The sequence below is a fragment of the Krasilnikovia sp. MM14-A1259 genome (genome assembly GCF_047159535.1).
GTDB lineage: Bacteria > Actinomycetota > Actinomycetes > Mycobacteriales > Micromonosporaceae > Actinoplanes.
On the sequence record NZ_BAAGAJ010000002.1, the window covers coordinates 393744 to 406835 of the forward strand.

Genomic DNA, 13092 nt, shown 5'->3' on the forward strand with positions numbered 1-13092 from the left:
GTGGCGTGGTCGCTGGCCACGACCCGGTCGAAGCTCGAACATCGGGCCGTCGTGGTCGGCAAGGAACGCGACGACCTGCTCGGCGCGCTGGCGAACCTGGCGACCGGCCAGACCACGAAGTCCGTGACCGACGGGGTGGCGCGGCCTGCCGTGCGGGTCGGTCTGATTTTCGCGGGTCAGGGTTCGCAGTGGTCGGGGATGGGTCGTTCCCTGTACGAGGGCAGTGCGGTGTTCGCCGAGGCGTTCGACGAGGTGTGCGCTCTGCTCGACGTTCCGGTGCGTGATCTGGTGCTGGGTGCTGACGGTGTCGACGGGTCGGTGGCCGATCAGACGTTGTATGCGCAGACGGGGTTGTTCGCGTTTGAGGTGGCGTTGGCCGCGGTGGTGAAGGCGGCCGGGGTGACGGCGCATGCGGTGGTGGGTCATTCCGTTGGTGAGATCGCGGCGGCGTATGTGGCGGGGGTTCTGTCGTTGCCGGATGCGTGTCGTCTGGTGGCGGCGCGGGCCCGGGCGATGCAGGAGTGTCCCGCGGGTGGGGCGATGGCGGCGATCAACGTGGCCGAGGCCGACGTGGTTGCCACGTTGGTTGATGGTGTGGAGGTCGCGTCGGTCAATGGCCCGGAGTCGGTGGTGGTTTCGGGTGCGGCCGAGGGTGTTGCGCGGGTTCTGGAGCATTGGCGTGCGCAGGGCTGCCGGGTCAAACAGCTACGGGTCAGTCACGCGTTCCATTCGGCGGCGATGGAACCGGCCCTCGCGTCCCTGGACGACGTTGCGGCGGGGCTTCCCCACCACCGGCCGACGCTGTTGTGGGCGGGAGCTCTGGACGGTGCGTTGGTCGGCGAGCCCGGTGGTGGCTACTGGGCGGCGCAGACCCGGGGAGCCGTGCGGTTCGGCGACGCGCTGGCGACCCTCGCGGGTCAGGGCGTGTCGGTGTTCCTGGAAGTCGGGCCGGACGGCTCGCTGTCGTCGCTCGGCCCCGACGCGGTCGCCGGGATCGGCGGCGACGAAGGCGTGTTCATCCCGCTGCAACGGCGCAAGCAGGCCGAGGGCAACCTGCTGACCGGGCTCGCCCGCGCGTACGTGCACGGCGTGACCGTCGACTGGAGCACACTGCTGCCGTCCGGTGAGCGGATCGGCCTGCCCACGTACGCGTTCCAGCGCGAACGGTACTGGCCGGAACGCTCGACGGCCGGGCCCGACACCGGCACGGGCGCCGAGGCCGAATTCTGGACCGCGGTCGACAACGGTGACCTGTCCGGACTCGCCGACGCGCTCGATCTGCCGGATCAGCAGGTCGGCGACCTGATGCCGGCGCTGGCGTCGTGGCGCCGCCGCGCACAGGACCGTTCGGTGACCGCCGGCTGGCGCTACCAGGTGAGCTGGGCGCCGTTGACCGAGCCCGACCACGTACGCCTGACCGGGCGCTGGCTGGTCGTGGGCGCCGGACAAGCCGCCGAGGAGGTGGCGGCGGCCCTGACGGCACGCGGCGCCGTGGTCGTGGCCATTGCCGGTCCGGCCGATCTTTCGCCGGCCGGCGACGTGGCCGGCGTCGTCTCCCTGCTCGGGTTGGACGAGGCGCCGACACCGGAGTTCCCCGAGGTCCCGCAAGGTCTCGCGGCGACCCTCGCCCTGGTCCAGGCGCTCGGCGCCGCCGGAATCGGAGCTCCGTTGTGGCTGGTCACCCGCGGTGCGGTCGCCGCCGGTCCGGGCGAGGCGCTGACCAGCCCGGTGCAGGCGCAGATCTGGGGTCTCGGCCGGGTCGTGGCGCTGGAGCACCCGGACCGCTGGGGCGGCCTGATCGACCTGCCGCCGGTGACCGACGAGCGCGCGGGCCGCAAGCTCGCCGCGGTACTCGCCGGTGTCGGCGAGGACCAGGTGGTGATCCGCGCGTCCGCGATCCTCGGCCGGCGCCTGACCCGGCCCTCGCGTTTCCGCGGGTCGGCCGACGACTGGCGGACCGGCGGCAGCACGTTGATCACCGGCGGCACCGGCGCGATCGGCGGGCACGTGGCCCGCTGGCTCGCCGCGCACCACGCCCCCCGGCTCGTTCTGACCAGCCGTTCCGGCCCGGCCGCCCCGGGCGCCGCGACGCTGGCGGCCGCGCTGGCGACGGCCGGTTCCCGTACCGACATCGTGGCCGCCGACGTGAGTCACCGCGCCGACGTGACCGGCCTGCTGGCGTGGACCGGGGCCACCGGCCCGACCGTGTCGGCCGTGATGCACACCGCAGGCGTCCTCGACGACGGCGTGGTCGAGCGGCAGTCCCCGGCGCGGCTGGCCACGGTCCTGCGGGCCAAGGCCACCAGCGCGGACCTGCTCGACGAGCTGACCGCCGACCTGGACCTGGACGCGTTCGTGCTGTTCTCGTCGGTGGCCGCGACGCTGGGCGCTGCCGGGCAGGGCAACTACGCGGCGGCCAACGCGTACCTGGACGCGCTGGCCGAGAACCGGCGCGCCCGCGGGAAGACCGGCCTGTCGATCGCCTGGGGCGTGTGGGGCGGTGGCGGCTTCGCCGAGTCCTCCGAGGCGGTCCGGGCCCGTACCCAACGCCTGCCGATGCCTGCCATGGATCCGCAACTGGCCGTACGCGCCCTCTTCGAAGCCGTGCAGGGCGCCACCGGCGTGCTGGCCGTGATGGATGTCGACTGGGCGCAGCTGGCCACCGGTCCGGGAGCCGGCGAACTGCGGCAGGCGCCGCTGGTCCGTGACCTGCCCGAGGTGCGCAGACTCCCGGCCGCCGCGACGACGACCGTACGGATCGAAGGCGCGCTGGCGCAGCGGCTGACCGGACTGAACCCGGCCGAGCAGGAACGCCTGCTCACCGATGTGGTCCGTGCCGAGGTGGCGCTGGTGCTGGGCCACGCGTCGGCGGAGGCGGTGGCGGCCCGGCGGGCGTTCAAGGAGCTCGGTTTCGACTCGCTGACCGCGGTCGAGCTGCGCAACCGGCTGAACACCGCGACCGGTCTGCGGCTGCCCGCCACGCTGATCTTCGACTACCCCACCCCGCTGGTGCTGGCCCAGTTCCTGCGCGGTGAGCTGACCGGGCAGCCCGGCGCCGTGGCGGCCGGGAGCACGGTCACGGCGACGGCGCTGGACGAGCCGATCGCGATCGTCGGCCTGGGCTGCCGGTTCCCGGGTGGCGCGGCCACCCCGGACCGGTTCTGGCGGCTGCTCAGTGAGGGCCGGGACGCGGTTTCCGGGTTCCCCGGCGACCGCGGCTGGGACCTCGACGACATCTCGTACGCCGCTCAGGGCGGCTTCCTCGACGAGGTCGCCGACTTCGACGCGGACTTCTTCGGGATCAGCCCGCGTGAGGCGCTGGCGATGGACCCGCAGCAGCGGCTGCTGCTGGAACTGTCGTGGGAGGCCCTGGAACGGGCGGGCATCGACCCGGACACCCTGCGGGGCAGCTCGACCGGCGTGTTCGCCGGTGGGTTCAGCTCCGGCTACAACCTGGCGATGGCGCTGACCGGTGGCGCCGCCACCGCGGGCGTCGAGGGCCACATGCTGACCGGCAACGCCACCAGTGTGCTGTCCGGCCGCGTGTCCTACGCGCTGGGCCTGGAAGGCCCGGCCGTGACGGTCGATACGGCGTGTTCGTCGTCGCTGGTGGCGTTGCACCTGGCGGTGCAGGCGCTGCGGGCAGGGGAGTGCTCGCTCGCCCTGGCCGGTGGCGTGACCGTGATGGCCACGCCGAACACGTTCGCGGATTTCTCGCGGCAGCAGGGGCTGTCGGTGGACGGGCGGTGCCGGGCGTTCTCGGCGGACGCGGACGGGACCGGCTGGGGTGAGGGCGCGGGTGTGCTGGTGGTGGAGCGGCTGTCGGACGCGCAGCGTCTTGGTCATCCGGTTTTGGCGGTGGTGCGGGGTTCGGCGGTGAATCAGGATGGTGCGTCGAATGGTTTGACGGCGCCGAACGGGCCGTCGCAGCAGCGGGTGATCCGGGCGGCGTTGGCCAGTGCCGGGCTGGTTGCGGCTGATGTGGATGTGGTGGAGGCGCATGGCACGGGTACCACGTTGGGTGATCCGATCGAGGCGCAGGCGTTGCTGGCGACGTACGGTCAGGGTCGGCTGGAGGGTCGTCCGGTGTGGTTGGGTTCGGTGAAGTCGAACATCGGTCATACGCAGGCCGCGGCCGGTGTCGCTGGGCTGATCAAGATGGTGCTGGCGTTGCAGCACGGTGAGCTGCCGCGCACCCTGCACGCGGACGTCCCGTCGCCGCACATCGACTGGTCGGCCGGTGAGGTCCGGCTGCTGAACGAGCCGGTGTCCTGGACCGGGAACGGCCGGGTGCGCCGGGCGGGTGTGTCGTCGTTCGGGATGAGCGGCACCAACGCGCACGTGATCCTGGAAGAGGCCCCCGCGGACGACGTTGCGGATCCCGAGGAGCCGACCCCGGTGGTGTCGGGTGCGGGTGCGTGGGTGATCTCGGGCCGGTCGGCGGACGGCCTCGCCGCCCAGGCGGAGCGGCTCTGGACGTGGACGAACGAGCGTCCGGAGCTGACCACCGCGGACGTGGCCTGGTCACTCGTCAGGACCCGGTCGACTCTCGAGCACCGGGCGGTGGTGATCGGCAGCGATCGCGACGAGTTGGCCGCGGGTCTCGCTGATCTGAGCGGGCCGGTGGTGTCCGGTGTGGCGCGTGGACCGGCCCGGCCGGTGTTCGTGTTCCCGGGCCAGGGTTCTCAGTGGGTCGGCATGGGCCGGGATCTCGCCGCGGTGAGCCCGGTGTTCGCCGCGCGCCTCGCCGAGTGTGAGCAGGCGCTGGCCCCGCATGTCGGTTGGTCATTGACCGACATGCTGTCGCGTGAGGATCAGTGGACCGACGCGGATGTGGTGCAGCCGTTGTTGTGGGCGGTGATGGTGTCGCTCGCTGCGGTGTGGGAGTCGGCGGGCGTCGTCCCGGATGCGGTGGTGGGTCACTCGCAGGGTGAGATCGCGGCGGCCACGGTCGCCGGGATGCTCAGCTTGGAGGACGCCGCGAAGGTGGTGGCGTTGCGGTCGCAGACGTTGCGGGCGATCTCCGGTGCGGGCGCGATGATGTCGGTCGCGTTGTCGGCGGCAGCGGTCGAGCCGCGTCTGCACACACGGGTCGCACTGGCGGCGGTCAACGGTCCCGAATCCGTGGTGCTGTCCGGTGAACCGGGCGCTCTGCAGGAGCTGCAGGCGCGGTTCGAGGCCGAGGGCGTCCGCGCCCGGATGGTCGCGGTGGACTACGCGTCGCACGGGCCTCAGGTCGACCCGCTGGAGCGGGACATTCTTGCGGCCTTGGACGGGATCAGCCCGCAGCCGGGTCGGGTGCCGATGGTGTCGGCGATGTCCGGCGACACCCTGACCGGCACGGAACTCGACGCCGTGTACTGGTATGCGAGCCTGCGTAATCCGGTGCAGTTCGAGCGGGCGGTGCGGACGCTGGCCGGTTCGGGGCATGACCTGTTCATCGAGGTCACACCACACCCGGTGTTGCTGGGTGCGATCGGTGACACCCTCGACGACGTGGCCGGCCACGCCGGTCCCGGGGCCGTCCCGGGTGCGGTGTGTGGCACGTTGCGCCGCGACGACGGCGGGGTGACCCGGCTGGTGACCTCGTTCGCGGAAGCGTTCGTCGCGGGCGCGGCCGTCGACTGGACGCGGGTCCTTCCCGTCGCGGCCACGGTGGAACTGCCGACGTACGCGTTCCGGCACGAGCGGTACTGGCCCCAGGGGCGGCTGACGCTCCCCGCGGCGGGCACCGGAGGAGACCCGGTGTCGCTGGGCCAGGCCGCGCTCGGCCACCCGCTGCTCGGCGCGGCGGTCGAACTCCCCGGCGGCGAGATCGTCTGCACCGGCCGGTTGTCCGTGCGGTCCCAGCCGTGGCTGGCCGACCACACCGTCGGCGGGCTGATGCTGCTGCCCGGCACCGCGTTCGTCGAACTGGCCGTCCGAGCCGGTGACCAGGCCGGCTGCGGTGTCCTGGAGGAACTGACGCTGCAGGCCCCGCTGGTCGTCCCGGCCGACGGCGGCGTCCAGGTCCAGGTCGTCCTCGGCACCGAGGACGAGCAGGGCCGTCGCGGCGTCGAGATCTTCTCCCGCCCGGACGAGCCGGGCACGTCGTGGGCACCGCACGCCTCCGGCACGCTGACCCCCGCGCCGCAGGAGACGGCGACGGACCCGGACCTCACCGCATGGCCACCACGGGACGCGGACGCGGTCGACCTCACCGATTTTTACCGTACGCGGCTGAGCGCCATCTACGGCCCGGCCTTCCACGGCCTGCAGTCCGTGTGGCGCCGCGGCGACGACCTGTACGCCGACGTGGCGCTCCCTGACGAGGTGGCCGCGGACGCAGGCGCCTTCGGGATCCATCCGGTACTGCTGGACGCCGCCATGCACGCCGCCGTGCTCACCGGCGACGTCGACTCGGGCGTACGGATGCCGTTCGCCTGGACCGGTGTGCAACTGCATGCCGCCGGAGCATCGGTGCTCCGGGTACGGCTGCGCCGCAACGGCGACGACAGCCTGACCCTCACGGCGGCCGACACCACCGGCGCCCCCGTCGTCTCGGTGGCGTCCCTGCTGAGCCGCCCGGTCACGGCCCCGCCGGAGCCCGCGGCGAGCGACGCGCTGTACACCTGCGACTGGGTGCCGGTCACCCTCGCCGAGAGCGACGCGCCGGACGACTGGGCGCTGCTCGGCGCCGACCGCTTCGGCGCCGCCGGAACCCTGCCGGTCCACGCCGGTGTCGACGACGTCGTCACGGCGGCAACCACGCCCAGCGTGGTGGTCCTGTGCGTGGCCGGCGAGGACACCGGCGAACGCCACGTCGGCGAGGCCGCCCGGCAGACCGCCGGTTCCGTGCTCGCACTGGTGCAGGAATGGCTGGCCGAACCGGCCGTCGACGCCGTACCGCTGCTGGTCCTGACCCGCGGCGCGGTCGCCGCCGCCGACGGCGAGGGCGTACGCGACCTGGCCGGTGCGGCGGTATGGGGCCTGCTGCGCTCGGCGCAGTCGGAGAACCCGGGCCGGCTGATCCTGGCCGACCTGCTGGACTCCGACGTCGACGCGGCCACGCTGGCCGCGGTGCTCGGCAGCGGCGAACCGGAGGTGGCGCTGCGCGGACCCGTGGCGTACGGCCGCCGGATCGTCCGTCCGGCGGCGACCGAGGCCGTCCCGGACTCCGGCGAGACCGGCACGATCCTGGTCACCGGCGGCACCGGCACCCTCGGCGGGCTGGTCGCCGCGCATCTGGTGGCGACCGGACGGGCCCGCGGCGTGACGCTGCTGAGCCGTTCCGGGCCGGCCTCCGCCGGCGCGCCGGCGCTGGCCGCCGACCTGGCGACCGCCGGTGCCCGGGTGCAGGTGATCGCCGCTGACGCCGCCGACCGGGACGCCCTGGCCGCCGTGCTGGCGACGATCCCGGCGGACCTCCCGCTGCGGTCCGTGTTCCACGCGGCCGGGGTGATCGACGACGGCGTGGTCGCGACGCTGACACCGGAGCGCCTGGCCGCGGTGATGCGGCCGAAGACCGACGCCGCGTGGTACCTGCACGAGCTGACCAGTTCCCTGGAACTGGACCACTTCGTGATGTTCTCTTCGGCTGCGGCGACGTTCGGTGCCGCGGGCCAGGGCAACTACGTTGCGGCGAACAGCTTCCTGGACGGCCTGGCGTCGTACCGGCAGGCGACCGGGCTGGCCGGTCTGTCGCTGCAGTGGGGTCCGTGGGTGCACGAGGCGGGCATCGGCCGGAACCTGGACGAGGTGTCGCTGTCCCGCATCTCCCGGTCGGGTCTGTCCGCCATGGGCGCCGCGGAGGGCCTGGGCGTTTTCGACCGGGCGCTGACCCGGCCGGAAGCGGTGCTGATCCCGGCACGGCTCGATCTGGAGACGCTGCGCCGGCAGGCCGCGGACTCGGGCGAGGTGCCGCCGCTGTGGCGGGTGCTGTCCGGTGTCCGGCCCGCCGCGGCGCGGCGCACTGCCGCGGGCGCTGCCGTCTCCACCGGTGAGGTGGAGGAGTTGCGGCGGCGGCTGGCGGCGATGTCTGTGGTCGAGCGGGATCGGTTCTTGTTGGATCTGGTGCAGCGTCGGGTGGCGGCGGTGTTGGGTCATGCGTCGGTGGATCGGATCGAGGCGGGTCGGGCGTTCACGGATCTGGGGTTTGATTCGTTGACCGCGGTGGATCTGCGGAATCGTCTGCGGTTCGATACCGGGTTGCGGTTGCCGGCGACGTTGGTGTTCGACTATCCGACGCCGGCCGCGTTGGCGGTGCTGTTGCGCACCGAGCTCGTGGGCGACACGGCAGCCGAGACCGACACTCCGGTTTACGCGAGCGCGGGCCTGGATGAGCCGGTCGCCATCGTGGGCATGGCGTGCCGCTTCCCCGGCGGTGTGAGCAGCCCCGACGAGCTGTGGCAGGTGCTCACCGCCGGCACGGACACGATTGGGTCGTTCCCCGTCGACCGCGGCTGGGACCTGGACGCCCTCTACGACGCGGACAGCGGCACGGTCGGGACGTCGTACACCCGCAAGGGTGGCTTCGTCAGCGAGGCCAGCGCGTTCGACGCCGGGTTCTTCAGCATCAGCCCGCGCGAAGCCGTCGCCATGGACCCGCAGCAGCGACTGCTGCTGGAGACGTCCTGGGAGGCCTTGGAAAGGGCCGGGATCGACCCGCGCCGGCTGCGCGGGACGCAGACGGGTGCGTTCATCGGCGGCTACAGCTCCGGGTACGCCGCCATGAGTCACGAAGGCAGCGACGAGTTCGAGGGCATCGCCGCGCACCTGATGACCGGTAACGCGACCAGCGTCCTGTCGGGTCGGTTGTCGTACACGTTCGGTCTGGAGGGGCCGGCGGTGACGGTGGATACGGCGTGTTCGTCGTCGTTGGTGGCGTTGCATTTGGCGGTGCAGGCGTTGCGGGCGGGGGAGTGTTCGCTGGCTCTTGCTGGTGGTGTGACGTTGATGGTGACGCCGGATGGGTTTATCGGGTTTTCGCAGGCGCGTGGTTTGGCGGTGGATGGGCGTTCGAAGGCGTTCGGGGCGGACGCGGATGGTATGGGTATGGCCGAGGGTGTGGGCATGCTGGTGGTGGAGCGGTTGTCGGATGCGCGGCGGCTTGGGCATCGGGTGCTGGCGGTGGTGCGGGGTTCGGCGGTGAATCAGGATGGTGCGTCGAACGGGATCACTGCGCCGAACGGTCCGTCGCAGCAGCGGGTCATCCGCGCCGCGCTCGCCGGGGCGCAGCTGACCACCGCCGACATCGATGTGGTGGAGGCACACGGCACGGGCACCACGCTCGGTGACCCGATTGAGGCGCAGGCGCTGCTGGCGACGTACGGTCGGGGGCGGCCGCAGGATCGGCCGGTGTGGCTCGGGTCGGTGAAGTCGAACATCGGCCACACCCAGGCCGCGGCCGGTGTCGCAGGGGTCATGAAGATGGTCCTTGCGCTGCAGCACGATGAGCTGCCCCGCACACTGTTCGCCGATGTGCCGTCGCCGCACATCGACTGGACCGCGGGCGACGTCCGGCTGTTGAACGAGCCGATCGCGTGGCCGTCGGGTGAGCGAGTGCGCCGGGCCGGTGTGTCGTCGTTCGGGATGAGCGGCACCAACGCGCACGTGATCCTCGAAGAAGCTCCCGCCCACTCGCCTGATGAGCGGGCCGAGGAACACACGCCGGTGGTTGCGGCCTCGACCGCATGGGTGGTCTCCGGTCGCTCAGCGCAGGGCCTGGACGGCCAGGCGGCCCGGCTGAGGGAGTGGCTGACCGCCCGTCCGGAGCCGACCGCCGCCGACGTGGCGTGGTCCCTGGCGTCGACACGGTCGTTCTTCGAACATCGGGCCGTGGTGATCGGCGGTGACCGTGGTGAACTGGCCGCGGGTCTCGCCGATCTGAGCGGGCCGGCGGTCACGGGTGTGGCGCGCTCGCAGCCGGGGACGGTGTTCGTGTTCCCGGGTCAGGGTTCCCAGTGGGTCGGCATGGGCCGCGAGCTGGCGTCGGTTTCGCCGGTGTTCGCCGCCAGGCTGGGCGAGTGTGAGCGGGCGCTGGCGCCGTATGTCGGCTGGTCGCTGACGGAGATGCTGTCCAGTGATGGTCAGTGGACTGACGCGGATGTGGTGCAGCCGTTGTTGTGGGCGGTGATGGTTTCCCTCGCAGCCGTGTGGGAGGCCGCAGGCGTCACCCCGGACGCGGTCGTCGGGCACTCGCAAGGCGAGATCGCTGCCGCCACGGTCGCCGGGATGCTCAGCGTGGAAGACGCGGCGAAGGTCGTGGCTCTGCGGTCGCAGACACTGAAGGCGATTTCCGGTGCGGGCGGGATGATGTCGGTCGCGGCGTCCGCCGCCACGGTCGAGCCGCGTCTCGGCGGGCGGGTGGCGTTGGCGGCGGTGAACGGTCCGGCGTCGGTGGTGGTGTCGGGTGAGCCGGACGCTCTGCAGGAGTTGCAGGCGGCGTTCGAGGCTGAGGGTGTCCGGGCGCGGATGGTGGCGGTGGATTACGCGTCGCATGGGCCGCAGGTGGATGTCCTGGAGGAAGAGATCCTGTCAGTCCTTGCTTCGGTGGCGCCGCGTGCGGGTCGGGTGCCGATGGTGTCGGCGATGTCCGGGGAGACCCTGACCGGCACGGAGCTGGATGCCGCGTACTGGTATGCGAGCCTGCGTAATCCGGTGCAGTTCGAGCGGGCGGTGCGGACGCTGGCCGGTTCGGGGCATGACTTGTTCGTCGAGGTCACACCGCATCCGGTGTTGCTGGGTGCGATCGGCGACACGGTGGAGGATGCGGTCGTGACGGGCACGTTGCGCCGTGACGACGGTGGCGCGACCCGGTTGCTGACGTCGCTGGCGGAGGCGTTCGTTGCAGGTGCGTCCGTGGACTGGACGCGGGTCCTTCCGGCCGCGGCCACGGTGGAACTGCCGACCTACGCGTTCCGGCACGAGCGGTACTGGCCGCAGGGCGCCGCTGTTCAGGCCGTGACCGCTTCCACCGCGGGCACCCCCGCGGAGGCGGAGTTCTGGACGGCCGTCGAGAACGGCGACGTCGCCCAGCTCGCCGACACCCTCGAACTGCCGGACCGGCAGACCATCGGCGAGCTGCTGCCGGCCCTGACCTCGTGGCGTCGCCGCGAGCAGGACCGGTCGGTCACCGCGAACTGGCGGTACCGGGTCGGCTGGTCGCCCGTGGCCGAACCCGACCCCGGGGTGCTCAGCGGATCGTGGCTTGTGGTGGCCGGTCCGGCCAGTGCAGGCCGGGCACGGGAGTGCGAGCACATCCTGACCTCGCGGGGCGCCGACGTGCGGCTGATCGAGGTGCCCGCCGGGGCGACCGGGCGCGACGACCTGGCCGGGCTGATCGGCGAACCGGGCCCCGTGGCGGGCGTACTCTCCCTGCTCGCGGTCGACGAGGAATACCTGCCGGACTTCCCGATCGTCCCGCGCGGTCTGGCCGCGACGCTCGCCCTGGTGCAGGCGCTCGGCGATCTGGACGTGGAAGCGCCGCTGTGGGTGGCCACGTGCGGGGCGATCGCCGGCGCGCCGGGCGAGTCGCCGGCCAGCCTGGTGCAGGCGCAGACCTGGGGCCTGGGCCGGGTGGTCGGCATCGAGCACGGGGACCGCTGGGGCGGCCTGATCGACCTGCCCGAGGTGCTCGACGACCGGGCCGGTGCCCGGCTGGTGGCGGTGCTGTCGCACCTGGACGAGGACCAGACCACGATCCGCCCGTCCGGGATCCTCGGGCGGCGACTGTCGCGGGCGGCACTGCCGCGCGGCGCGGCCGACGACTGGCGTACCCGCGGCGGTGTGCTGATCACCGGTGGCACCGGCGCGATCGGTGGGCATGTGGCGCGCTGGCTGGCGGGCCACGAGACATCGCGGCTGATCTTGACGAGTCGTTCCGGGCCGTCGGCGTCCGGTGCGGCGGCTTTGGCGGCCGAGTTGGCGATCGCGGGTGCGGACGTCGATGTGGTGGCGTGTGACGCGGGTGACCGTGGCGAGCTGGCCGGGTTGCTGGCGTGGACGTCCACATCGGGTGTGCCGGTGTCGGCGGTGATGCATACCGCTGGCGTACTCGACGATGGCGTGGTGGAGCGGCAGTCGCCGGAACGGTTGGCGACGGTGTTGGCGGCGAAGGCGGTCAGTGCGGCGTTGCTGGACGAGTTGACCGGCGACCTCGACTTGGATGCGTTCGTGTTGTTCTCGTCGGCGGCGTCGACGTTGGGTTCGGCGGGTCAGGGCAACTATGCGGCGGCGAACGCGTATCTGGATGCGTTGGCGGAGGATCGTCGGAGCCGTGGTCTGGCGGGGTTGTCGGTGGCGTGGGGTTTGTGGGGTGGTGGTGGTCTGGCCGAGTCGAAGGAGGCCATCCGCAACCGCATGCAACGCCTGCCGCTGCCACCGATGGATCCGCAACTGGGTGTCCGGGCGCTGTTCGAAGCGTTGCAGGGCAACGACGCCGTACTCACCGTGATGGACGTCGACTGGCCGCAGATGCTGGCCGGCTCCGACCTGGCGACCCGGCCGTTCGTCCGGGACATCCCCGAGGTCCGGCAGCTCGCCGCCGCATCGGCCGCGAAGACCACCGAACCGGCGATGGACGAGGACGAACTGGCCCGCCGGCTCAGCCGGCTGACCCGCCCCGAACAGGAACGGCTGCTGGCCGACCTGGTACGCACCGAAGCGGCCAAGGCGCTGGGCCACGGCTCCGCGGACGACGTGCAGGCGCGTACGTCGTTCAAGGATCTGGGCTTCGACTCGCTCAGCGGTGTCGAACTGCGCAACCGGCTCAACACGGCCACCGGGCTGCGGTTGCCGGCCACGCTGGTGTTCGACTATCCGACGCCGCAGGCGTTCGCGGCCTGGCTGCTGACCGAGCTCGCGCCCGGGGAGAAGGTGTCCGTACCCATCCTCGACGACCTCGACCGGCTCGAAGCCGGGCTGGCCGCGGCGCGTGCCGACCAGTCCGTGCACGAGGACGTGACGCGTCGGCTGCGCACGATTCTGTCCAAGTGGATCGGGGACCGGCAGCACGATCCCGAGCCGGAAAAAGAAGCAGTTGAACTTCGATCCGCAACACCGGATCAACTGTTTGACTACCTCGACAAGGAACTCGGTCTGTCGAGCTGACCC

1 protein-coding gene (cut by a window edge) is annotated in these 13092 nt (G+C 72.2%); it reads left to right on the forward strand.

From position 1 onward, the window contains the following. Positions 1-13089, forward strand: the 3' portion of a protein-coding gene (locus tag ACMCNK_RS01875; RefSeq protein ID WP_412734625.1) for a type I polyketide synthase. Its footprint begins 1608 nt before the window's first position; the window shows 13089 of its 14697 coding nt (coding positions 1609-14697); its start codon lies beyond the left edge, outside the window; the stop codon is at positions 13087-13089. Positions 13090-13092 lie beyond the last annotated feature (3 nt).